Annotated in this window: 26 protein-coding genes; 25 read left to right on the top strand and 1 reads right to left on the bottom strand. The window is 48.3% G+C overall.

Annotated elements, in window-relative coordinates; translation table 11 throughout:
• Positions 1-177: 177 nt before the first annotated feature.
• A complete protein-coding gene (locus IEW48_RS17045; protein ID WP_308747469.1) occupies positions 178-678 on the top strand; it encodes a PCYCGC motif-containing (lipo)protein in 501 nt (166 codons plus the stop codon).
• Positions 679-751: 73 nt separating this feature from the next.
• Here IEW48_RS17045 and IEW48_RS08630 read toward each other — a convergent pair whose 3' ends face one another.
• Positions 752-1,153, bottom strand: a complete 402-nt coding sequence (locus IEW48_RS08630) for a hypothetical protein (RefSeq protein WP_188623455.1) — start codon at positions 1,151-1,153, stop codon at positions 752-754.
• Between the two features lie 144 nt (positions 1,154-1,297).
• Between IEW48_RS08630 and IEW48_RS08625 the strand changes: the two genes are divergently transcribed.
• The 24 genes from IEW48_RS08625 to IEW48_RS08510 all read left to right on the top strand — a co-directional run bounded on the left by IEW48_RS08625 (position 1,298) and on the right by IEW48_RS08510 (position 24,034).
• Positions 1,298-1,483 carry a DUF2768 family protein gene (locus IEW48_RS08625; protein ID WP_007504642.1) on the top strand — a complete coding sequence of 62 codons (186 nt, stop codon included), beginning with the start codon at positions 1,298-1,300 and terminating at the stop codon, positions 1,481-1,483.
• A 24-nt stretch (positions 1,484-1,507) separates the two neighbouring features.
• Positions 1,508-2,236, top strand: coding sequence for a YphF family lipoprotein (locus IEW48_RS08620; protein ID WP_188623454.1), 729 nt, complete (start codon positions 1,508-1,510; stop codon positions 2,234-2,236).
• 240 nt (positions 2,237-2,476) lie between these two features.
• Positions 2,477-3,955 carry a stage IV sporulation protein A gene (spoIVA, locus tag IEW48_RS08615; RefSeq protein ID WP_188623453.1) on the top strand — a complete coding sequence of 493 codons (1,479 nt, stop codon included), beginning with the start codon at positions 2,477-2,479 and terminating at the stop codon, positions 3,953-3,955.
• A 203-nt stretch (positions 3,956-4,158) separates the two neighbouring features.
• Positions 4,159-4,431, top strand: coding sequence for a non-specific DNA-binding protein Hbs (gene hbs, locus IEW48_RS08610; protein WP_007504647.1), 273 nt, complete (start codon positions 4,159-4,161; stop codon positions 4,429-4,431).
• Positions 4,432-4,571: 140 nt separating this feature from the next.
• The gene (folE, locus tag IEW48_RS08605) at positions 4,572-5,201 is read left to right on the top strand and encodes a GTP cyclohydrolase I FolE (RefSeq protein WP_268236558.1); all 630 of its coding nucleotides are present in this window, start codon (positions 4,572-4,574) and stop codon (positions 5,199-5,201) included.
• A gap of 41 nt (positions 5,202-5,242) precedes the next feature.
• The gene (mtrB, locus tag IEW48_RS08600) at positions 5,243-5,467 is read left to right on the top strand and encodes a trp RNA-binding attenuation protein MtrB (RefSeq protein ID WP_007504650.1); all 225 of its coding nucleotides are present in this window, start codon (positions 5,243-5,245) and stop codon (positions 5,465-5,467) included.
• 119 nt (positions 5,468-5,586) lie between these two features.
• Complete coding sequence (locus IEW48_RS08595; protein WP_188623452.1) at positions 5,587-6,117, top strand: hypothetical protein; 531 nt, start codon at positions 5,587-5,589, stop codon at positions 6,115-6,117.
• A gap of 61 nt (positions 6,118-6,178) precedes the next feature.
• Entirely contained in the window at positions 6,179-6,892 is a 714-nt protein-coding gene (locus IEW48_RS08590) for a heptaprenyl diphosphate synthase component 1 (protein ID WP_188623451.1), read from the top strand.
• A 21-nt stretch (positions 6,893-6,913) separates the two neighbouring features.
• Positions 6,914-7,627 carry a demethylmenaquinone methyltransferase gene (locus IEW48_RS08585; protein WP_188623450.1) on the top strand — a complete coding sequence of 238 codons (714 nt, stop codon included), beginning with the start codon at positions 6,914-6,916 and terminating at the stop codon, positions 7,625-7,627.
• A gap of 42 nt (positions 7,628-7,669) precedes the next feature.
• Positions 7,670-8,629, top strand: coding sequence for a heptaprenyl diphosphate synthase component II (gene hepT / locus IEW48_RS08580; protein ID WP_188623449.1), 960 nt, complete (start codon positions 7,670-7,672; stop codon positions 8,627-8,629).
• A 95-nt stretch (positions 8,630-8,724) separates the two neighbouring features.
• Positions 8,725-9,174, top strand: a complete 450-nt coding sequence (gene ndk, locus IEW48_RS08575) for a nucleoside-diphosphate kinase (RefSeq protein ID WP_007504657.1) — start codon at positions 8,725-8,727, stop codon at positions 9,172-9,174.
• 92 nt (positions 9,175-9,266) lie between these two features.
• Positions 9,267-10,043: a CheR family methyltransferase gene (locus IEW48_RS08570; RefSeq protein WP_188623448.1), complete on the top strand. Its 777-nt coding sequence runs from the start codon at positions 9,267-9,269 to the stop codon at positions 10,041-10,043.
• A 106-nt stretch (positions 10,044-10,149) separates the two neighbouring features.
• Positions 10,150-11,322, top strand: coding sequence for a chorismate synthase (aroC, locus tag IEW48_RS08565; RefSeq protein ID WP_188623447.1), 1,173 nt, complete (start codon positions 10,150-10,152; stop codon positions 11,320-11,322).
• Positions 11,322-12,431 carry a 3-dehydroquinate synthase gene (gene aroB, locus IEW48_RS08560; RefSeq protein ID WP_188623446.1) on the top strand — a complete coding sequence of 370 codons (1,110 nt, stop codon included), beginning with the start codon at positions 11,322-11,324 and terminating at the stop codon, positions 12,429-12,431. Before aroC ends, aroB begins: the two co-directional genes overlap by 1 nt.
• A gap of 285 nt (positions 12,432-12,716) precedes the next feature.
• Entirely contained in the window at positions 12,717-14,297 is a 1,581-nt protein-coding gene (gene trpE / locus IEW48_RS08555) for an anthranilate synthase component I (protein WP_188623445.1), read from the top strand.
• Entirely contained in the window at positions 14,290-15,318 is a 1,029-nt protein-coding gene (gene trpD, locus IEW48_RS08550) for an anthranilate phosphoribosyltransferase (RefSeq protein WP_007504664.1), read from the top strand. The genes trpE and trpD overlap by 8 nt, the downstream gene beginning before the upstream one ends.
• Positions 15,311-16,090 (top strand): indole-3-glycerol phosphate synthase TrpC, encoded by a 780-nt coding sequence (gene trpC, locus IEW48_RS08545; RefSeq protein WP_007504665.1) that lies wholly within the window; start codon positions 15,311-15,313, stop codon positions 16,088-16,090. Before trpD ends, trpC begins: the two co-directional genes overlap by 8 nt.
• The gene (locus tag IEW48_RS08540; RefSeq protein ID WP_188623444.1) at positions 16,080-16,790 is read left to right on the top strand and encodes a phosphoribosylanthranilate isomerase; all 711 of its coding nucleotides are present in this window, start codon (positions 16,080-16,082) and stop codon (positions 16,788-16,790) included. Before trpC ends, IEW48_RS08540 begins: the two co-directional genes overlap by 11 nt.
• The gene (gene trpB / locus IEW48_RS08535) at positions 16,777-18,000 is read left to right on the top strand and encodes a tryptophan synthase subunit beta (protein WP_188623443.1); all 1,224 of its coding nucleotides are present in this window, start codon (positions 16,777-16,779) and stop codon (positions 17,998-18,000) included. Before IEW48_RS08540 ends, trpB begins: the two co-directional genes overlap by 14 nt.
• The gene (gene trpA / locus IEW48_RS08530) at positions 17,997-18,878 is read left to right on the top strand and encodes a tryptophan synthase subunit alpha (protein WP_188623442.1); all 882 of its coding nucleotides are present in this window, start codon (positions 17,997-17,999) and stop codon (positions 18,876-18,878) included. The genes trpB and trpA overlap by 4 nt, the downstream gene beginning before the upstream one ends.
• Before the next feature lie 56 nt (positions 18,879-18,934).
• A complete protein-coding gene (gene hisC / locus IEW48_RS08525) occupies positions 18,935-20,026 on the top strand; it encodes a histidinol-phosphate transaminase (protein ID WP_188623441.1) in 1,092 nt (363 codons plus the stop codon).
• A complete protein-coding gene (locus IEW48_RS08520; protein ID WP_188623440.1) occupies positions 20,023-21,132 on the top strand; it encodes a prephenate dehydrogenase in 1,110 nt (369 codons plus the stop codon). Before hisC ends, IEW48_RS08520 begins: the two co-directional genes overlap by 4 nt.
• Positions 21,133-21,207: 75 nt before the next feature.
• Positions 21,208-22,548 (top strand): 3-phosphoshikimate 1-carboxyvinyltransferase, encoded by a 1,341-nt coding sequence (gene aroA / locus IEW48_RS08515; protein WP_188623439.1) that lies wholly within the window; start codon positions 21,208-21,210, stop codon positions 22,546-22,548.
• Positions 22,549-22,777: 229 nt separating this feature from the next.
• Entirely contained in the window at positions 22,778-24,034 is a 1,257-nt protein-coding gene (locus IEW48_RS08510; RefSeq protein WP_188623438.1) for a tetratricopeptide repeat protein, read from the top strand.
• Positions 24,035-24,036 lie beyond the last annotated feature (2 nt).

Genomic DNA, 24,036 nt, shown 5'->3' with positions numbered 1-24,036 from the left:
TGTGTTAACAGGCGAGATCTTTGTGAAGGGCTGTCCCCAGAGGGTGCTGCCACCCCTCGGGGCAGCCTTATTTTCTTACGATTTTTTGAACACGCTTGCCGTTTCTTTTCCATTCTAATACAATGTCCTTATAAGTCTAATACAATGACCTTGTGAACAGCACCTACAGCTGGAAATATGACTGAAAGAGGTATAGATATGGCTGCCAAACTTTACAAAGCAGGTATGATCATGATAGTTTTTGTCAGCTTAATGCTCTTCACCGGCTGTCAAGACAAGCCGGACACACACACCTTTGAATTGGATGGCAAGACTTATGAGTTTCCCGAGTTTGTCTTCGGGCAGTATCCCAACGCTCCCCATGCCTACGCTTTTGCTACTGAAGCAAGAGATGTTTTGAAGTATATCCCCTGTTATTGCGGATGTGACGTGGAACCTTATAACCACCAGAGCAATTTGAACTGTTTTATAGATGAAGAAAAAAGTACAGAGGAAATCATTGTTTATGACAGTCATGGTGCTGGATGAGGGATTTGCATTGAGATTGCACTGGATGTGCAACAAGGAATTGAACAAGGTTACTCCTTAACTGAGATTCGCGATTATATCGATGACACTTATTCCCGTTTTGGGGTGAAGCCAACACCTGCTCCATATCCACCTGAAGAAACCCCATAAACAGAACGCCCCCTGCCGGCTTTGGCCCCTGATTGGGGAACCCAGAAAGATCCATCATAGCTGGCCGGGGGTTTTAGTTTTGCTTTTCATCGTCTGATTGCGGATAGAATTTAGGCTGGGTCCCAGGTGTTTTTCCTGTGTCAGGGACAAAGAGCTGATAAAAGTCCGGATCGGTTAATATGCGCTGGATAAACGGAGATTGGAGCAAGGACGTGATTTGTTGCACATCAATTTGTTTCAGCCCTTGTGCCAGCTGGGCCAGCAGGTTTTGGCTTGATCCGGGAGAAGATAGCGGCAGGATGCCGCTCTGATGCAGGAGCTGAACAGCATCGTGTACATTTTTCATGGCCTGCTCTAACTCAACCAGGGTTTGATGCATTTGGTTGGAAAAATCAGGGAATGATCTCGTTTGAGAAGGGGCCCACTGCTGGGAGGCGGGTGTTTGGTTACGCTGAAAATGACGCTGATTGGACAAGACACTCATCTCCTTGACTGGGATCGGCTGGATAAGCATGCATATAGCATACGTATATAGCAGCATATGTCTATTCAACTTGTTCTGTTCATCCCCTGTGTATGGTATAATGACGTGGTGGGATAAAGGAGTGAGCCTGACAAGATGGATCCGTTAACAAAAATGCTGATTGCCCTCTTGGCCATGATTACCATGTTTATCGCCAATATTTCTATCTTGACCGCGCGCAAAAAGTTAAAAGGCTTTTTTAAATTCCTGCTGTCCGTATTCGCTTATCTGTTACTGGGCTTATCCTTGTTAATGATTGTGGTTGTCATTTTCTCCATTTGACGCATGTGCCAGGGAGGGATTGTGATGAAGGCCAAACACATGCTTCTCCTGCTGTTTGTCTTACTGCTCAGCGGTTGCATGTATCCCTATGAACACAAACTAAAAAATGCACCTCCCCATCCGGTACAAATAGAGGCTGTGCAACAAAGTGTAGACCAGTTCCGGGCAGACACTGGGGTGCTTCCCATTTATAACACTGAAGCGGATACTCCAATTTACCACAAATATGTCATCGACTTTAGCAAATTGATTCCCCGTTATATGAGCGAACCTCCCGCCAATTCATTTGAAGGGGGAGGCCATTACCGTTATGTCCTGATCAATGTGGAGACAGATCCGGAAGTGAAGCTGATCGATCTCAGGTTAACCCAGAAGGTTGCTGAATTGCAGAGACGGGTAAATCACTATTTGAGCCGCAATCCCTATTTGCCGGTTGATCAAATGCTGGAAGGCGGCTATTTTACCCTTGACTATAAACAGCTGGGCTTGAAAAGCCCTCCTACAGTGGAAAGCCCGTATTCCCAACAATTCTTGCCACTTATTGTTGATCAGAGGGGGCAGGTTGGGATAGACTACCGCATTGATTTATACCAGGCTTTACAAAACAGGGAGGATGTAGACCAGCTGGAAGAAGGGGAGGATATCCGCTTTGTGCTGACGGATATTTCTCCTTTTGTGCCTGCACACTCGTTTCCTTATACGATAAGGGATGGAGAGCCGGTGTTTATTGAAAGCTGGCAAAGGTACCGATAAATCCCAAATCTGACTGTTGATCATAAGATCAACAGTTTTTTTATGTATAACCGAAAATACCGGCATAAATTTATACCGGGTTCATATGTTTATTTTAAAGAGGCCTTGTCTTGACTAGGGTCGCAAAAGGAACGAAATCTAGTCATAAATAATGTTGGCGCTCATATATTTATACTGTCCTAATCAAGGTACAAGGTAGCGAATGAGAGAGGGTTTTAGAAACAAACAGGAGGGGATCGTGTGGAAAAGGTGGACATTTTTAAGGACATCGCGGAACGAACCGGGGGCGATATTTATATCGGAGTCGTAGGGGCCGTTCGCACAGGAAAGTCAACCTTTATCAAGCGGTTTATGGAACAGATCGTCATTCCTAATATAGCCTCTGAATCGGACCGGGTCCGGACCCAAGATGAAATGCCACAAAGTGCGGCTGGCCGGACCATCATGACCACTGAGCCCAAATTTGTTCCCAACCAGGCAGTGGAGATACAAGTTAACGAAGGTTTAAAGATTAACGTCCGTTTGATTGACTGTGTTGGCTATGTGGTACCTGGGGCAAAGGGATATGAAGATGAAAACGGACCGCGCATGGTGAATACTCCCTGGTATGAAGAACCGATTCCATTTCAGGAAGCAGCTGAGATCGGGACACGCAAAGTGATTCAAGACCACTCCACGTTAGGAGTTGTGGTGACCACAGATGGAACCATCGCCGACATTCCCAGAGAAAATTATGTAGAAGCCGAAGAGCGTGTAGTTAATGAGTTAAAAGAGGTGGGCAAACCATTCATTCTGCTGATCAACTCCACACAGCCATATCGTCCGGAAACGGAAGCGCTGCGTAATGAATTAGCTGAAAAATATGATATTCCGTGCATGGTCGCCAGTGTGGAGCAGATGGATGAGCGTGACTTTACCAATGTCATGCGCGAAGTCCTCTTTGAATTCCCTGTTCATGAAGTGAATGTTAATCTGCCGAGCTGGGTGATGGTCCTGAAAGAGGACCACTGGTTGCGGAGGAATTATGAAGAAGCAGTCAGAGATACGGTTAAAGACATTCGCCGCTTGAGAGATGTGGACCGGGTGATTGGCTATTTTAATGAATTTGATTTCATTGACGAGGCTTCCCTGGCCGGTATGGATATGGGCACCGGAGTGGCCGATATTGACCTGAATGCCCCAGATTCACTGTATGATGAAGTGCTAAAAGAGATTGTTGGGGTAGAGATCAGAGGCAAAGATCATCTCCTTGAACTTATGCAGGATTTTGCCATAGCCAAGCGGGAATATGACAACATTGCTGAAGCACTAAAAATGGTGAAACAGACAGGTTACGGCATAGCCCCTCCGCAGTTAGAAGACATGACTTTGGATGAGCCGGAAATCATCCGCCAAGGCTCAAGGTTTGGGGTCCGTCTCAAAGCAACAGCACCCTCCATCCATATGATCAAGGTGGACGTGGAGTCAGAATTTGCACCAATTATTGGCACGGAAAAACAGAGTGAAGAGTTAATCCGCTATTTGATGCAAGACTTTGAAGATAACCCGCTTGCCATTTGGCAGTCTGATGTATTTGGTCGTTCGTTACATTCTATTGTCAGAGAAGGCATCTCCGCCAAGCTGGCCAGCATGCCAGAAAATGCCCGCTATAAACTGAAAGAGACACTGGAAAGAATTATAAACGAGGGATCTGGCGGATTAATTGCCATTATTCTATAATTCTATCTGCAAAGAGCTTCCTTTAGTGGAGGCTTTTTTTGCTGGGCAAAAGAAAATAACCAAACCGTTCTTGCAATTTTGTTTGGCCTGTATTACCATAAAGCCAGATAAATGCTCTTAAATCAGGTGCAAACACGTATAAAAACAATAAAATGCGGTAATGAAGGAGAATAAGACAAGCTTCGTGAAAGGGGGTGACAGGAATGAATAAAACGGAATTGGTGGCCAGAGTGGCTGAATTGGCTGAACTGACCAAAAAAGATGCGGCCAAAGCGGTCGATGCCGTTTTTGACGCCATTACTGAAGCGTTGCAAAAAGGGGAAAAAGTCCAAATTATTGGTTTCGGAAACTTCGAAGTGCGTCAAAGAGCCGCCCGTAAAGGACGCAACCCTCAAACAGGTGAAGAAATTGAAATTGCTGCCAGCAAAGTGCCTGCTTTTAAGCCCGGTAAGGGATTAAAGGAAGGTATCAAGTAGGAACTTACAAGCAGGTTTTTACATAGTTATCATCATGTTCAAGAACAAGAGTTGTGTGCCATGCACAACTCTTGTTTTGCTAATGGGACATAATTATGCTATATTTTCTGTAATGAGTTGAATCAAGGAGGACACTTTCGATGTCAAAAGCTGATGCAAAATCTGATACAGAAACCTTTGCTCACATAGATTCTCCCGCCCAACCGCAGGAAGTGGATAAAGCGAAAATCGAACAAGCGGTGCGCATGATTTTAGAAGCAATAGGAGAGAATCCTGACCGGGAGGGATTGGTCGATACACCAAAGCGGGTGGCCCGTATGTACGAAGAAGTGTTTTCTGGTATGCGCACTGATCCCGGACACTATTTTGATGTGATTTTCGGGGAAGATCATGAGGAATTGGTGTTAGTTAAAGACATTCCTTTTTTTTCGATGTGTGAACATCATCTCGTTCCTTTCTTTGGCAAGGCGCATGTTGCCTACATCCCAAAGGGAGGGAGAGTGACAGGGCTGAGTAAATTGGCCCGTGCTGTCGAGGCCGTAGCCAGAAGACCCCAGCTGCAAGAAAGGATTACTGCTATGGTGGCCGATACAATGGTAGAGAAGTTAGATCCCCATGGCGTGGTGGTTGTTGTGGAAGCGGAGCATATGTGCATGACAATGAGAGGAGTAAAGAAGCCCGGAGCCAAAACGGTGACATCGGCTGTGCGTGGGTGTTTCGAACATGATGCCGCAGCCCGCGCTGAAGTTTTCAGCCTGATTAAGGGATGATGGTGATCAAGGGATAACAGTGAAAGAATGGGGGAGTCATCATGAACCATATGCATGATTTTTTCATCATCAAGGCTAAAGAAAACGGAGTGAACGTCATTGGCTTAACCAGAGGAAAGGATACCCGTTTTCACCACTCCGAAAAATTGGATAAAGGTGAAGTGATGTTAGCCCAATTTACCGAACATACTTCAGCTGTTAAGATTCGTGGCAAAGCGGTCATTATGTCCCGCTTCGGCACACTGCATACAGATGTAGATGAATAAGCAAGTCCAATCATCCCTCCCAGAGATCTGATGGAAAGTGGCTGTCTCATCAGTTGAGACGGCTTTTTTCTTCTTTAACCAGTGGCAGTGGAATAAATATTAGTGAGGGAGGGATAACATTGAAAGTGGCCAGAGGATTAATCATCGCTTTGCTTCTGTCTGTGGGGTTGGGAACAGCATTAAACGCCTGGCTGCCTATCGACTCGCTTTATCCAGGACAAAGAGCGCTGGGACAGCCGGTCTTCCAGGCCATCAAACCCGTTGAGCTGGATCACATGCTTATCGTCCCTTTTTTAAAACAAATCCCTTTAAATTATGAATACAAACGGGTTAAAATAAAGAATAACGAATTATTTATCGATCTTGTCTGGCCTGAGGATGTCCCGGACAAACGGAAATATGATGCGGTTTACATGGATGCCTGGCAACTGATTGTCTCAGCCTTTACCCAAACCAGCAATATGGATCAGGTCTTTTTGCGCTTTCTCGACCAGAATAGCCCAGAGCCCGATTTGATTCTGGCTGTCAGTTGTGAGCGGACTGAAGCGCTTATGACAGAGTTGGCTAAAACTGAAGAACAAACTGTGCCAACAGAAGAATTTTTAAACCAGTTTGCCCATTTGGTCTACGGAACTGGCTGGAGGAAATAAAAATTTATGTTATACTGATACTGAATAATGGAAGCGTGTCATATCAAGTGGAGGCTATAAGATGATTTTACGAGATTCAGTTTATCGCGATGAATTGGAATCCATGCTCAAAGAAGTTGAGCAGCGGGCATATCACCCTTACGTTCAGCGCTATGTCCGCTATCCTGACATTAACCTGTTTCAGCTGCATTTTTTGTTTCTTTTTCTGCATCAGACCGGGATTTCCTCCGCGTTACGCAGACACTATTGCATTTCCCAGATGTTAATCCAACTGGGTTTGGACAGCCACGACAATGTTGATAATCAGAAGGTGAGCTCCGACGACTCACTTAAACAGAGACAGCTGACCATATTGTCAGGTGATCATTTTAGTGGCCATTACTATCATTATTTGGCCGAGCATGGAGAAGTGGAATTGATTCACAAATGGGCAGGCGTGGTTAAAACCATTAATGAGGACAAGACCCGTCTGTACATGGAGCACGACCTCCTTTCTCAAGAAGATGTGTTATGTTTAAAACGGCAAATTAAGCGCCGGATTCCTGAGAGTGTCTTAAACTGGTTTGATGCCCCAGACCTTTGGTACGCAATTTTAGAGAGATTTGTCTGCCTCTCCACACATGTGGAAGAGGGATTCCCCCCTGATGAGACTTTTGAATCCAATGTGGAACGGTTAAAGGAGCTTATTGATCGCTTGGGAGACCGTACATTAGAAGGGGAACTTACACTTTGGCTGGACAAGATTGAACAAGCATATTTGGTTATCGAGCCATAATGGGAAGAGGAGCATTAAAGCATGAACAAACAATCAAAGGAGCAGTTTGTCCACCAAGTCTTTGAAAGCATTGCCGACAAGTATGATATGATGAATACATTGCTCAGTTTTCGGAGGCACAAGGCCTGGCGCAAATTTGCCATGAAAAAGTTAAATGTACAGCCTGGACAGAGCGCCATTGACGTGTGTTGTGGCACGGGGGACTGGGCAATTGCCTTGGCCGAAAAAACAGGCCGGGAAGGCCGCGTTGTTGGCCTGGATTTCAGCCAAAAAATGCTAGAGATCGCAAAACAAAAGAAATCAGATAAGCAATATGATCACCTTAAACTGGTACATGGTAACGCCATGTCCCTGCCTTATGAAGATCATACGTTCGATTATGCAACAATAGGGTTTGCCTTGCGCAATGTTCCTGATATTCATCAAGTTTTGACGGAAATGACCAGGGTGGTCAAACCCGGTGGTGTGGTAGCCTCGCTGGAATTATCTAAACCGGTTTGGCCCGGGTTTAAACAGCTTTATTACCTGTATTTTAACCGGCTGTTGCCATTTTTGGGGAAAGTATTTGCCAACCGTTATGAGCAATACAGCTGGCTGCCAGAATCATTGAAACATTTTCCGGACAGCCAAGAACTTGGCCGAATGTTTGAAACGGCAGGCCTGGAAAGGGTGGAGATCTATCTTTTGACCGGCGGTGTCGCTGCACTGCACATCGGGTATAAACCTAGATCGTGATCCAGACAAACAAGCAGAATGAGACAAGGTGGATTCAGCATTATGAATTTAATGGATATTTATCAGGAACTAAAAGACGATATACATGTCATTGAACAGGAATTATTTCGGTCCATTGACAGCCATTATCCCCTTATCGAGGAAGCAGCTTCCCATCTGTTAAAAGCAGGGGGTAAACGTATCCGGCCGATCTTTGTTTTGCTCGGCGGCAAAAGCGGAGTGTATGATATTGAACGTTTAAAACATGTGGCCGTAGCCCTTGAGTTGATTCATATGGCGACTTTGGTCCATGATGATGTGATCGATGATGCTGAAACAAGACGGGGAAAGCCAACCGTGAAAGCCAAGTGGGATAACCGCGTGGCAATGTACACTGGGGATTTTATCCTTGCCCAAGCTTTATCCCGCATCACCCGGTTGTCCGATCCCCGGGTTCATCAAATTTTGTCCAAAGCCATTGTGGATATGTGTGTGGGTGAAATCGAGCAAATACAGGCCCTGTATCAATGGAATCAGTCTTTGAAAACATATTTTATGCGTATCAAACGAAAAACAGCCCTGTTAATGGCCATCAGTTGTCAATTGGGCGGACTGGTCTGTAATGCGCCGGAGCCGGTCGTGAGGGCCTTATACCGTTACGGATATTATGTTGGCATGGCTTTTCAAATTACAGATGACATCCTTGATTTCACCGGAAGCGAAAAGCAACTGGGCAAACCAGCGGGGAGTGATTTAAGACAGGGCAACATTACGCTTCCTGTTCTGGCCTCATTCAGAAACCCTGCCATTCGTGACGCGATTATCAATGAGTTTAAGTCGGGTTCACCAGATATGCCCAAAATCATTAATCTCATTAAGCAGAGCGGCGGTATTCATGTGGCCAAAACCATTGCCCAGCGTTATTTGGAAAAAGCCAGAAGGTCTCTGGAGGACTTGCAGTCGGTATACAGCAAGAAAACGTTTATCCAAATCACCGATTTTATCGAGCAGCGTACTTATTAACTTCGGAAACGTCATTGCTTAAAGCGGTATCATTTGGTACAATTTAGCCGGTTGAGTCATCCTTGTACAACACTTACAGATAGGAGTTGACGCACATGGCTGTAGAAAAAACTTTCCTAATGGTTAAGCCCGACGGAGTTCAACGGGGACTGATTGGTGAGATTGTACAACGCTTTGAAAGAAAGGGATTTCAATTGGTTGGTGCCAAGCTGATGCACATCTCCCGGGAATTGGCTGAACAGCATTACAGTGAACACAAAGAGAAACCATTCTTTGGTGAATTGGTCGATTTTATTACCTCAGGTCCTGTGTTTGCCATGGTATGGCAAGGGGAAAATGTGATTCAAATCGCCCGTGATATGATGGGCAAAACCAACCCTGCTGATGCGGCACCTGGCACGATTCGGGGCGACTATGGCGTCCAGGTGAGTATGAACGTGATTCACGGTTCTGACTCTAAAGAAAGCGCTGAGCGTGAAATCAACCTGTTTTTCAAGCCGGAAGAGCTTTTGGAGTACACCCGTGATATCAATAAATGGATATAAGAAATAAGCGTGTAGAAGCTAAACTTTATGTCCAAGCCCTTGTACAGGGCTTTTTTTCAATCTGTCACTTTCCGGGTGAGAGGGGATATGGCGTGGGAGACAAGGACTTTGAGTGGTTTGTCAAACAATTTAAGCAAAAAACGGGCGTCGATCTAAGCCTGTACAAGGAACCCCAAATGAAGAGGCGTTTAACTACCTTGCGGGACAAAAAAGGGTTTGATTCTTTTACCCGTTTTTTTAAAGCGATGGAAAAGGATCCCCAGCTGGTAAACGATTGTCTGGACCGTTTAACCATCAACGTTTCCGAATTCTTTCGCAATCCCAACCGCTGGCGTGTGTTGGAGCAGAAAATTTTGCCCCGTTTGCTCCAGAAAGGCCGGCCGCTGAAAATGTGGAGTGCCGCCTGTTCCACCGGAGAAGAACCTTATACGCTGGTGATGCTTTTGGATCAAATGATGCCAGCAAAAAAGTTTCAGGTTTTGGCCACAGATATTGATGAGGTGGCGCTGTCCAAAGCCAGGCAGGGCATTTATCCAGCGCGGGCAGTCAAGGAAGTGCCGGCCCCCTATCTAAAAACCTATTTTAGACAGTTGAATGGACTTTATTATCTTAGTGACGAAATAAAAAACAGGGTGTTGTTTAAAAGGCAAAACCTTCTAACTGATCCTTTTGGGACAGGCTTTGATCTGATCATGTGCCGCAATGTGATGATTTACTTCACCGATGAAGCCAAGGACCTTTTATATCAGAAGTTCAGCAAGGCTTTGAATCAGGGCGGGGTTCTGTTTGTAGGCAGTACGGAGCAAATTTTTCATCCTGAAAAGTATCAGTTTGAAACAGAAGATACGTTTTTTTACCGCAAGATATAAAACATGAAATATGCTTGTTAATCTATCTTTTTTTTAGAAGATTAGATATAATAAACTTTATTATTTTATCGCTTAAATGGAGTAAAGGGGTAAGGAGGTTATCCACATGAGATATTTAACCGCCGGGGAATCTCACGGCCCCCAGTTGACGGCTATTATTGAGGGGGTTCCCGCCCATCTTCCCCTCTTGAAGGAGGATATTGATCGGGAACTGGCCCGGCGCCAAAAAGGCTACGGGCGAGGGCGGCGCATGCAGATTGAAAAAGATCAGGTGCAGATTAAGGCAGGGGTTCGTGACGGTAAAACAACCGGCGCTCCGATCTGCCTGGTTGTAGAAAATAAAGACTGGCAACATTGGCGCAATATTATGAGTGTGGAACCCTTGGATGAAGCCCATGTCGGCCGTAAAAGGGTCACCCGTCCCAGACCGGGTCATGCCGACCTGAACGGGGCGGTTAAATATGCTCACCGGGATATGCGCAACATTCTTGAACGGTCAAGTGCCAGGGAAACCACCATTCGGGTGGCCTGCGGAGCGGTGGCCAAAAAGCTGCTCCGCTACTTTGGTATGGAAGTGGTAGGCCACGTCAAGCAGATCGGGCCTGTTGAGGCCTCTCTCGACCAATTGGACCAGCTTTCTCCCCAAGAGATCCAGCGGATCACGGAAGACTCTCCGGTACGCTGCCTTGATCAGGAAGCAGCTCTAAAAATGATGCAGGTGATTGACAAGGCTAAGGCAGAAGGTGACAGTGTCGGGGGCATTGTTGAAGTCATTGTGTATGGGGTTCCTGTTGGTTTAGGCAGCCATGTTCATTGGGACCGGAAATTGGACGGACGGCTGGGACAAGCGGTACTCAGTATCCAAGCCTTTAAAGGAGTGGAGATCGGTATCGGTTTTGAGGCGGGCAAACGGTTCGGCAGCCAGGTTCAAGACGAAATTGCCTGGTCCCGAGAGCGGGGCTATTACCGCAAAACCAACCGGTTGGGCGGACTTGAAGGGGGAATGACGAACGGGATGCCCATTGTGATCCGCGGCGTGATGAAACCGATCCCCACTTTGTACAAACCGTTGCAAAGCGTGGATATTGACACCAAACAGCCCTTTGAAGCCAGCGTGGAGCGTTCAGACAGTTGTGCGGTGCCGGCTGCTTGTGTGGTGATGGAAAATGTGGTGGCCTGGGAAGTGGCCAGGGCCTTTTGTGAAAAATTTGGCCATGATCACATCTTTGAGATGAAAGCCCATTATGAACGTTACCTGGAGGAGGCGAGAACATTTTAATGGAATCGGTTAAAACACTGACAGTGGATCTGGGGGAACGCTCATATCCCATTTGGATTGGACAGGGATTGTTGTCCAAGTTGCCTGCTTATTTGCAAACATTAGGTATCACGAGCAGCCAAACCTTGTTGGTAGTCACCGACGACCACGTGGGTGCCTTGTATCTTGAGCCAGTGCTGAAAGGCTTGCAAAGGGCTGGATTCCGGGTGTTCAGCTATTCTGTACCCGCAGGTGAACAAGCTAAATCCCTGTCCCACTATGAGCAAATCATCACCTATGCCTTGGAGCACAAGCTGGACCGCCAAAGTGTGATCCTGGCTTTAGGTGGAGGCGTGGTAGGAGATTTGGCTGGCTTTGTGGCCAGCACCTACATGCGGGGCATTCCTTTTGTCCAACTGCCCACCACCTTGTTGGCCCATGACAGCAGCGTGGGGGGCAAGGTGGCCATCAATCATTCCCTTGGCAAAAATATGATCGGTTCGTTTCATCAGCCTTTGGCTGTTATTTATGATACGGCCACCTTGTCAACATTGCCCGAACGGGAAGTGGCCTGCGGTTTCGCCGAAGTATTGAAGCACGGCTTTATTTGGGATGAAGCTTTTGTGGATTGGTTAGAAGAGAATGCCAACCCTTGCCGTGCCTTACAGGAACCTTTCTTGTCAGAAGCATTATACCGCGCCTGCCACATTAAGAGCCAGGTGGTCAGTCAGGATGAGAAAGAGACCGGGCTTCGGGCCATCTTAAATTTTGGCCATACCTTCGGCCATGCCTTTGAAGCTTTGGGACATTACCGGGACTTCACCCACGGTGAGGCGGTGGCGATAGGCATGGCTGTGGCTGCCCATGTGAGCGAAGCGGTTTATGGGCAGCAAGGGTTGGCGGAGCGGGTCACCCGCCTGCTCTCTACTTACGGTTTGCCCGTGGAATGGCATACCCTGCCCTGGTCATTTGAACAGGTGCTGGAAAAAATGTACACCGACAAAAAAGTGATAGCAGGCAGGTTAAGGCTGGTGCTCTTGGAACGGATGGGACGGGCCGTCATTGCCGATCATGTGGCTGAAACGACCCTCCGGGCTGTGTGGTCGCTCCCCTTCCAAAACCAACTGTGAACATGCTTCCCAAGAACTCCTTGACGGACTGGCAGAAGGTGCGTTATGATAAATGACAATCAATAACGGCATGATGGGTTAGCATTGTTATTGTTTGATGAGTGTCTAAAAAAGGCATACAGGCACGAGTAAGTTGAGAGTGAGTCGAGCTGAGCAAGAGGAAGTTAAGTGGAGAAGAGCCTGAGTGGAGATTCGTGCGCCAACCTCCAACAGGGCTGTTCCAGTCCTGTTTTTGTTTTCCCCCACTTAACCTCCTCTTCAAGTACACTTGAAGGGGTTGATCCAATGGCCTATCCTTCCTTATCCCAAGTTCTCTCCTTGCGCAAGGAGTACACGCTGATTCCCATCGCTGAAAGTATCTGGTCTGACAATTTCACCCCCATACGTCTGTTTCAACATGTCAAAGGCCCTTATTCTTTTCTGCTGGAAAGTGTTGAAGGCGGGGCCATGTGGGCCAGATATTCCTTTATTGGCAATGAACCGTTCCTGGTGTTTCGGGTGAGGCAAGGGCAAGCTTACCTCGAATATTTTGAGCCAGACAATCAAGCAGAGCATAAACCAGGGACCGGGGCTAGGCGACCCACACGGACAGAGAAGCTGTCAGGGGATCCGCTCCTGCACCTGAAACATCTGCTGGCCCAATACAGGTCGCCAGGACATTTAAATTTGCCCCGCTTAAGCGGCGGGGCGGTTGGTTACATCGCTTATGATGCGGTGACTTTGTTTGAAAAGGTGTCCCCTCATCGGTCGCCGGTTATGGATCAGGACGATATCCGGCTCATGTTTTGTGATGAACTGATTGCTTTTGATCACCTCAAACAGGAAGTGACGTTTATAGGTCACCTGCAGATATCAGCGGATATGGATGAACAAACCGTACGCAGAACATACGAGCAAAAAGTGGGCCAGCTGCGCCAAAAGATTAAGCGTTTATGTGCTTTGATGAGCCGTGATGAGCCTCAGGCTTTCAGGTTGCCGGAACAACAGCTGGAAGTTGATTGGAATCGTGTCAGCTCCAATTTCTCCAAAGCGTCTTTTACTAAAGCCGTTCAAAAAATTAAGGCCTATATTGAGGCGGGCGATATTTTCCAAGCTGTCCTTTCCCAGCGTTTTATGGCCGAGACCTGTGTAAAGCCGTTTGATATCTACCGGGTATTGCGCATGGTTAATCCGTCACCTTACCTCTACTATTTAGACTTGGGTGACGGCATGCAAGTGGTGGGCAGTTCTCCGGAACGCCTGGTTCAGGTAGAGAATGGAAAAATTTTGGTCAATCCCATCGCGGGAACCCGCCGCCGGGGGCGCACGCCTGAGGAGGATCAAGCGTTGGCCGAGGAATTATTGGCTAATGAAAAAGAGCGTGCTGAACATCACATGCTTTTAGATCTGGGGCGAAACGATGTAGGACGGGTAGCCCAATACGGAACGGTAAAGGTGCCGAAGAAGATGGTGATCGAGCGTTTTTCCCATGTAATGCATATTGTTTCTGCCGTTGAGGGACGGGTGAGACCGGAGTGTGATCTGGTTGATTGCCTGGCGGCTTGTTTTCCGGCTGGGACCGTGACAGGAGCGCCGAAAGTAAGGGCGATGCAGATTATTGCAGAACTGGAACAGGAAGCCCGGCACGGTTATTCCGGGGCAATCGGTTACTTTTCCTTTACTGGCAACATGGATGCCTGCATCAGCATCCGGACTATTTTTATGCGGGGCAGCACAGCCTTTATTCAAGCTGGGGCCGGGATAGTAGCCGATTCCGTGCCGGAGATGGAATGGAATGAAACACGCAACAAAGCCCGTGCCCTATTGGTGGCGATCCAGCTTGCCGAGCAGATTTTTAAGGGGGAGGGGAATATTGTCCATGCTTAAACAAGCCTTGAAAAAATTGATGGACAGGAAAACCTTAACAGAAGCGGAAAGCTATCAAGTGATGGAAGAAATCCTGAGCGGGAAGGCCACGGCAGCCCAAATCAGCAGTTTTATCTCCATTTTGACCTATCGCGGAGTAGAAGTGGAAGAGTTGACAGGGCTCGCCCGGGCGATGCGGGAGCGTGCCTTGCCAGTGCGTCTGGAAATTGACCGTCCAGTTGTTGACACCTGCGGAACAGGAGGAGACGGCGCTAAAACTTTTAACATTTCAACTGCCAGTGCCATTGTGGTGGCCAGCGCGGGAGTCCCGGTGGCCAAGCACGGGAACCGGGCCGCATCCAGTTTGAGCGGCAGTGCCGATGTGCTGGAGGTGCTGGGGCTGCCGGTTGAAATGACACCGGCTGCCATAACCAAAGCCCTGGAGCAGTTCAACATGTGTTTTATGTTTGCGCCCATCTATCATCAAGCGATGAAATATGCAGCTGGCCCGCGCAAAGAGATCGGTTTCCGTTCCGTGTTTAATCTCTTGGGACCATTGACTAATCCTGCCGGCATCAAACATCAAGTGATTGGTCTGTTTGATGACAGTTACAGCGAAAAAGTAGCCCGTACCCTGCACCAGCTGGGCGCCCGTCATGTACTGATTGTGGCAGGTGAAGACGGACTGGATGAATTGTCTGTCTCAGCCCCCACACGTGTCACCGAGCTGAAGGATGGTCAGCTTAGCCGGTACAGGGTCACTCCGGAAGCATTCGGTCTTGGCCGCCACCCGTTAAGTGCTATTCAGGTAGAGTCAGCTGAAGAGAGCGCGGAGTTCATTTTAAATGTCCTCAGCGGCCAAGACAAGGGTGCTGCCTATGACATCGTCTGTTTTAATGCTGGAGCAGCCTTGTATGTGGGTCAAAAAGTGCCGACTTTAGCAGAAGGGATCCAGCTGGCCAAAGGTTTAATCGACTCCGGCCAAGCATATCAACATTACCAGGACATGATTAAAAATAAAGAGGCGATCCGCTATGCTTAACCAGATTTTAGAAGTGAAACGGGAAGAGATTCAGAAACTGTATGACCGCAAACAGCAGTTGAATCTCTCCTTTGAACAGAAGGATATTCCCCGTTATCCTTTTCTTCAACGCTTGCGATCCCCGCGCCGCTCATCAGCCTTGATTGCTGAAGTGAAAAAAGCCTCCCCATCCAAAGGGGTGATCCGTCCTGATTTCCATCCGGTGGAGATTGCCCGCGCCTATCAGGCCGCCGGAGTGGACGCGTTGTCTGTCTTAACCGATGTGCCCTTTTTCCAAGGCCATCCGGATTATATCCGGCTCATCAAGGAGCAGGTGTCCCTGCCTGTTTTGCGCAAAGACTTTATTCTTGATCCCCTTCAGGTGTGGGAGAGTGCAGCCCTGGGGGCAGATGCCATTTTACTTATTGCCAAGGCCTTGCCCAGCTCCACTTTGGTCAAGCTTTACCGGGAGGCGGAGCATGCCGGGTTGGACTGTTTGATTGAGGTGGCCAGCCGGGAAGAACTGGAGGAAGTGCTGGAACACCTTCACCCGCCCATCATCGGCATTAATAACCGGGACTTGACGACTTTTACCACTGATCCGGAGCGGACTAAAAGCCTTTTGCCCTTTATTCCGCCAGATATACTGGTGATCAGTGAGAGCGGGATCAATTGTCCCGAAATGGTTCAAGATTTAGAAAAGCATGGAGTGGGCGGTTTCTTAATTGGAGAACATTTCATGCGCCAGGACGATATTGAAAGCGCGGTGAGGAGATTGTATGGTGAAGCTTAAGATCTGCGGTAATCATAATCCTCAGGACTTAGCAGCGCTTGCCCCTTATGCCGGCCAGATTGACTACTTGGGCTTTATTTTCACACCCCACAGCAAACGGTATGTCTCCCCTGCCTGTGTTAAACAATGGTTGCAGCGTGATCCCCGTCTCATTGCTAAAGCGGTTGCCGTCTTTTTAGATCAGCCTTTAACAGAGGTGTGCCGCGTGCTTGAAAACACGGGCATTCGCCATGTGCAGCTGCACGGCACAGAATCTGCGGCTTATTGTCAAGCGTTGCGCCACCGTCTTCCGCAGTTGACGATTTGGAAGATGATTCCTGTGTCCAAGCATGCAGAGCATGTCCAGGGAGAAGATCAGCTTGTTCAATTATCGAAGCACGTTCAGGACTACCTTCCTGCGGTTGATGTGATTTTGCTGGATACGCAAGTAAAAGGCCAGGCGGGAGGAACTGGGCAATCATTTGATTGGCGCCTGGTTCCTGGCATTTACGCCCAGGTGCAGGACAAGAAGGGTCCCAAAGGGGAGCGGGTACAGTTGTTTGTAGCCGGGGGCATAGGTCCTGCCAATATCCGCCGTCTGTTGGCCATGGGTGGAATGGATGGCATTGACATAGCCAGTGGTGCTGAAACCGATGGCAGAAAAGATGCGCGTAAAATAGAAACTGTTGTTCATGAGGTGAGAGAACATGCTCAAAACTGATGAGAGAAATACCCTTTTCCCTGATGCATACGGCCGTTTCGGTTCTTTCGGAGGCAAATATGTGCCTGAGACGCTGATGAGCGCGTTGGCTGAGCTGGAAGAGGCGTATAGGGAGGCCCGGCAGGATGCAAAGTTTCAAGAGGCTTACCGCGAGCTGCTGCAGGAATATTCTGGCCGTCCCACTCCTTTGTATTTTGCTGAGCGTTTGAGCAGGGAATGGGGAGCGGGAGCAAAGATTTATCTGAAACGGGAAGATCTCAATCATACTGGGGCCCACAAAATTAACAATGCCATTGGCCAGGCACTGCTGGCTAAACGGATGGGCAAAAAACATCTGATTGCGGAAACAGGTGCCGGCCAACATGGCGTGGCCTCGGCCACTGTAGCTGCCCGTTTCGGCCTCTCCTGTAAAGTGTTTATGGGTGAAGAAGATGTTCGCCGCCAGGCACTCAATGTGTTTCGTATGCAACTATTGGGAGCCGAGGTGATTTCTGTCACATCCGGTTCCCGAACGTTAAAAGATGCGGCCAGCGAAGCGATCCGTTACTGGGTCAGCCATGTGGACACTTGTTACTACTTAATTGGTTCTGTGATTGGACCCCATCCCTATCCCCAAATGGTGCGTGATTTTCAACGGGTGATCGGTGATGAGACCAAAGTTCAAATAATGGAAATCCTTGGGCGTCTGCCTGATACCATCATAGCCTGCGTTGGCGGGGGAAGCAATGCCATGGGCATGTTTTATCCATTCCTTGAGGAGAGCGAAGTGGAGTTGGTGGGAGTGGAAGCAGCAGGAAAAGGACTGCACACTGGTGCCCATGCTGCCACCTTGACCAAGGGGCGTCCCGGTGTCATCCATGGCGCGTTGACTTATCTACTGCAGGATGAGGAGGGGCAGATACTGGAAGCTCATTCCATTTCGGCCGGGTTAGATTATCCCGGCGTCGGTCCGGAACACGCTTACCTGAAGGAGAGTGGACGTGTCACCTACTGTACGGCCACGGATGAAGAAGCGCTGGAGGCTGTAGAGGATCTCTGCCGGCTGGAGGGAATTTTACCTGCCTTGGAGAGCGCCCACGCCTTGGCCGAGGCCAGAAAAAGAGCCCGGGAGGCCAGCGCTGAAGAGGTGATGGTCGTATGTCTTTCGGGACGGGGAGATAAAGATGTCCACACCATACGGGAGTATGTCAGAAAGGAGAGGAAAGGATGAGGCGCGAGCAACAGACCCTGCAAGAAAAGGCACTGGTGCGGGCATCAACAGCTGCTGGCCAGGCTGACCTGGCCGCTGCATTTAACAACAGGAGTCAGGAAGGCCAGCCTGCTTTCATTCCCTTTATCACCGCCGGTTATCCATCGGCTGCGGCTACTGCTGACATTGCCTTAACACTGCAGGAAGCAGGGGCCGCTGTATTGGAGCTGGGGTTCCCTTATTCCGATCCCCTTGCTGACGGTCCCATCATCCAATATTCAAGCCAAAAAGCGATTACACGGGGCATGACTTTCAAGAAAGGATTAGATCTGATCCAGCATTTGCGCGGGCGGGGGGTACACATTCCCATTATTATTTTTTGTTATGTGAACCCGGTCTTCCAATTTGGCATTGACCGCTTCGCTGAACGGGCCAGGGAAGTGGGAGCCAGCGGGGTTTTAATCCCAGATCTGCCAATTGAGGAGGCCGGAAAAGTGAGGGAGGCTTGCAACCGGAGAGGGTTGCCTCTTATTTCCCTTGTCGCCCCCACATCACAGCAGCGGATCGAGCAAATTGTGGCTCAGGCACAGGGGTTTGTTTATTGCATCTCTTCTTTAGGGGTTACAGGTGAAAGGGAAACCTTGCCTCCGCAACTGGAACATTTTCTGCTGGAAGTGAAACAACATGCCCGGGTGCCTGTTGCCGTCGGTTTTGGGATATCTAAAAGGGAACATGTCCGCCGTTTGGCAGGCAAAGCGGACGGCGTGGTTATTGGCAGCGCTCTTATCAGGCAATTGAAAAAAAACGAGCATCTGTTTACTGATCCTGATCTCAGAAAAAAAGGGCTTGACCAGTTAAAAAATTTTGTTGAAACCCTATGTTTAGAACGCAATTCATAGTATGATAAGGGTTAAATAATTTTTAAAAAAGTTCATTAGGAGTGGTGAGGTTCTCAATGAAACCAAAGAAACAGATTACCGGGCTTGCTCCGTATAACCCGGGAAAGCCGATTGAGGAAGTTAAGAGAGAATTTAACTTAACGAGGGTGATCAAGCTCGCCTCTAATGAAAATCCATTTGGACCTTCACCCAAGGTCAAGCAGGCTATAGCCGAAGCTTGTCATAACTTGGCCCAGTACCCGGATGGAGCGGCGTTTGAATTGCGCCGGGCCTTGGCGGAATTCTATCAGGTCCATCCTGATCAGTTACTGTTCGGCAATGGATCGGACGAAATTGTACAAATTATCTGCCGCACCTTTTTAACACCGGACAGCAATGCCGTTATGGCTGAACCCACCTTTCCCCGTTACAAAGCAAACGTGATTATTGAAGGCGCACAAGCTGTGGAAGTGCCGTTACAAAACGGAGTTCATAATCTTGAAGCGATGGCTGAGGCAGTGAACCAGCAAACCAGACTCGTTTGGATATGCAATCCGAACAATCCCACGGGTACGTATGTGAACGAAGAGGCCCTGACCAGCTTTTTAAGACGCGTCCCTCAAGATGTACTGGTTGTTGTGGATGAAGCCTATTATGAATATGTGACGGCGGATGATTATCCAGATACCGTTGCTATGCTTAAGCAATATCCAAATATCATCATTCTGCGTACCTTCTCCAAGATTTATGGTCTGGCCGCCTTGCGAATCGGCTATGCCATAGCCCGCCAAGAAGTCATTGATTTGTTAAACCGGGTCCGGGAGCCATTTAATACGTCCCGTGTTGCCCAACAAGCTGCGTTAGCTGCATTATCTGATCAAGACTACGTGGCCCATTGCTATGAACAAAACAAGCAAGGTAAAGAGTACTACTACCGTCATTTTGAGTCCCTAAATTTAGCTTGTTATCCTACGGAAGCCAATTTTATCATGGTTGATCTGGGGCGTCCGGCCCACCCTGTGTTTGAGGCCATGTTGCGCCAAGGGGTGATCGTTCGTTCCGGCAAGATGCTGGGGATGCCGACTTGCTTGAGGATTACCATTGGTTCTCAAGAGCAAAATGAAACAATCATTCAACTTTTAACTCACATGGTGCAAAACGTGTCATGAACCGCATTGCTATCATTGGAGTCGGCTTAATCGGAGGTTCAATTGCTCTCAGCATCAAGAAGCACTATCCAGAGGACGTATTCATACAGGCTTATGATATTAAAGAATCAAATCTTCAGCTGGCCCGTGCCCTGGGTGTGATTGACCAGGGAACAACGGAGCTTGATGACGCTGTTGCCGGAGCGGACGTGGTCTTTATCTGCACGCCAGTCCAATCTGTTTGTCAGTTACTTAAGCCGATCATGCTTTCTCCGGCACTGAAGGAAGGCGCCATCGTAACCGATGTAGGCAGTACAAAAATGAATATTGTCCGCTGTGCCCAAACATTGTCCGCCCAGACTAAAGGCGTGTTTATAGGCGGCCACCCCATGGCTGGCTCCCATAAGTCTGGAGTGGAAGCAGCTACGGAACGGTTGTTTGAGAACGCCTATTATGTGTTAACACCCGTTGAAGGGACAGAAAACCATTATATTGAACGGTTGAAAACTTTATTGGCAGCCACCCGGGCTAAGGTGGTGGAAATGAAGCCGGACGAGCACGACAGGGTTGTGGCAGCGATCAGCCATTTCCCCCATGTGATTGCTTCTGCTCTGGTGGAGCATGTTTATCAATACCAGCAAGAAAGTGAATGGTACTGGAGATTGGCAGCGGGAGGGTTTCGGGATATCACCCGCATTGCTTCAAGCAACCCCAAGATGTGGAGAGACATTGTTTTAAGCAATCAGTCGTTTATTGTGCAACAAATGAGAGATTGGCTGAAAGAGATGGAGCAAGTGTTAGACTTGCTTGACTCCGGTGACGGAGAGAAAATCGAACAATTTTTCCGTCATGCCAAAGAAGTGCGTGATGGTTTGCCGGAGACCAAACGGGGGGCTATCCCCAGTTTTTATGATCTATATGTGGACATCCCTGACTATCCGGGCGTCATTGGACAAGTGACCACTTTACTGGGCATTCATAAGATCTCCATCACCAATATTGCCATACTGGAAACCAGGGAGGATATTATGGGAGTGCTCTGCTTAACGTTCCGGCATGAGCGGGATATGGAAAAAGCCCAAAAAGTACTGCGCGATGCTAACTTTCTGGTGTACCGGCGCGATTAGGCGGGCCGTTGACGTTATAGGGTATTGGTGAGAAGTGTGGTTGTTATATTTGGTTAGAAAAGGGGGTATGTGTTAGTGCAACAGGAAAGCTCACGATCTCCGTGGTCACAAGCCACCCACTACCGGTTGGCGGAAATTAAGCCTGTCGTTGAACCCATTTCTGCCCGGCTGAGAGTACCTGGTTCCAAAAGCTTCACCAATCGCGCGCTGACGATTGCTGCCCTGGCCAAGGGGCCATCCAGGCTCTCCGGCATTTTGAAAAGTGATGATTCATACTGGTGTATCGATGCCCTGCGCCGGTTGGGGGTGACTGTTAGCGTAGACGGTGACCAGGTACTAGTTCAGGGCGTGGAGGGAGAGTGGCCGCAAAAAAAAGCCCGGCTGTTTATCGGCGCAGCCGGCACCATTGCCCGTTTTCTGCCCGGCGCTTTGGCAGCGGGCAAGGGCGGACACTACGAGGTGGATGGGGTTGAACAGCTGCGCAAGCGCCCTTTGCGCCCCTTGATTGATGCACTGAGACACCTGGGAGCCAACATTGAAACTTATGGGGAAGCAGGAGGTCTGCCCTTGAAAGTTGAAGGGACAGGCCTGAAAGGGGGGAAGGTGCGTATTGAAGGACATGTCTCCAGCCAGTTTTTAAGTGGTTTGCTCCTGGCCAGCCCGCTGGCAGCCGGTCCTGTTCATATTGAGGTGGAGAAAGGATTGGTTCAGCCAGCTTATGTGGGTATCACCGTCCAGTTGATGCGTCAATTTGGTGCAGTAGTTGAGCATGATCACGACTTTCGATCATTTGTTGTTCAGCCTGGTGGCTATACGGGGCGGGAAACAGTGCTGGAAGCGGATGCCTCTACTGCCTGTTACTTTTTAGCGGCAGCCGCATTAACACAAGGGACCGTTCGGATTACCAATGTAGGCTATCAGTCTTTGCAACCGGATGCGAAGTTTATTGATGTGCTGGAGCGCATGGGATGCCAGTGTGAAAAAACAGAGACCTATTTGCAGGTGAAAGGACCAGCCCGCTTAAAAGGCGGCTTCACGGTTGATATGAAGCCTATGTCCGATCAAGCCATTACTATTGCGGCCCTGGCCCCTTTTGCGGATGCCCCCGTTACGGTGACCAATGTGGCCCATATCCGCCATCATGAATCAGACCGGATCGCTGTGATTTGTACTGCCCTGCGCAAGATAGGGATTAAGGTAGAGGAACGGGAAGACGGTTTTACTGTCTATCCAGGGCAACCCACAGGGGCTACTTTGGATCCCCATGATGATCACCGGCAAGCCATGACATTTACGCTGCTCGGATTGAAGGTGCCAGGGATCATCATTGAAAACCCAGGCTGTGTCTCCAAAACCTGCCCGATGTTCTACTCAGAAATGAAAAAAATCGGGGTTCCAATCAAATTTATAGCGTAAAAAACTTGACAAGGGGAGTGGAGGAAGTATAATGGAAAGTACAGTATGGTTTCTCTCCACTCCTATCCATTGGTTCATTTTTGGTTGCTGCATATTGAAAGCCCTTACAAAAGGCTTCGGTATGCAGCTTTTTTTTGTTTGTGAATTGTGATACAGTGCAAGTGTAACAAAGCGTGTGTGCTCATCGAAAACTCCTTTTAGGCCACAAAAAGAGAAGGAGTGGAAGAAAATGGATATTGTGAAAGAGACTGAACAAGCGTTACGTCAACTGGAGCAAGGAAAGGTCGATCAGGGGTTAGCTGCTCTAAAAAAGCTGTTGGAACGGGAGGAGATGTCAGATGAATTGCGTTTTGAACTAGCAACTGTTCTTTATTCCCATGGATTTTTAGAAGACGCCATTTCCATTTTACGTGATTTGCATCATCGCTACCCTGCAGAATCGGAGCTTATCGTCACCCTTGCTGAATATTATGCCGAGGACGGACAAGAAGATGAAGCGCTCGCCTTGTTAAGGGAGGTGCCCTTAGATGATGAAAATTACCTGCGCGCTGTTCTCCTTTCAGCAGAAATCAGTTTAAGACAAGGGTTGCCCGAAGTGGCTGCGGACAAAATTAGACAGGTCCTTAAGCACTATCCTGAAGAAAAAGTATTGTATCAAGCATTGGGGGAAATTTATTATGATCAGAAAGAATATGCTTTAGCGCTGCTTAACTTCAAAAAAGGGACGCACACGCCTTTGGCCAAGCTGGCTGATTGTTACGCCCATATTGGACAGTTGGAAGAGGCCTTAACCCACTATGAGCAAGCGCTGAAACAGCAGAAAACCCCTGATGTGCTGTTTGGGGCAGGATTTGTTGCCCTTCGCCTAGAGGAATGGGAGCGAGCAGTTCAATATTTACAAGATTTATTGGACATGGATCCGTATTACGCCTCAGCTTATATTTACCTTGCTCAAGCCTATCTCAAACTGAATAATCTCGATCAGGCATTGGCCACAGTTGAAAAAGGAGTAAGGTATGATGAAACAAATCCACAGCTTTTCTACCTGCATGGCGAGATTTTGTTCAAGCTGAAGGAGTATGAGGAAGCTGAGCAGGCGCTGCGCCATGTTTTAACCCTTGAACCTGGTCATTTACAAGCCCTTGAAGCCTTGATCCATTTAGGAAAAGAAACAGGGAATGATCAACAACGCTTGGAGGGCATCCGTCAGCTGCTTGAGTTGAGTCCTGAACGGCCAGACTTGTGGTATGAACAAGGGCGTCTGTATGAGGAGCTCGAGGAATGGGAGAAGGCCCGGGAAAGTTATGAGCGAGGCCTGTCCCTTGCTCCTGATGATGTCAATTTATTGAATCGGTTAGCCTATCTGCTGCGAGATGAAGGGGAACTGACAGAAGCGGTCCGCTTGTGGAAGAAGTCGCTAGAGCTTCAACCTGATCAATGGGAGATTATGGATCTGTTAGAGCGGTATGATCAGAAGGAAGATTAGGG

The organism is Caldalkalibacillus thermarum (assembly GCF_014644735.1).
GTDB classification, from domain to species: Bacteria; Bacillota; Bacilli; order Caldalkalibacillales; family Caldalkalibacillaceae; genus Caldalkalibacillus; species Caldalkalibacillus thermarum.
The sequence above is the reverse complement of the archived record's forward strand: the minus strand, read 5'-3'. Positions and strand labels throughout refer to the sequence as shown.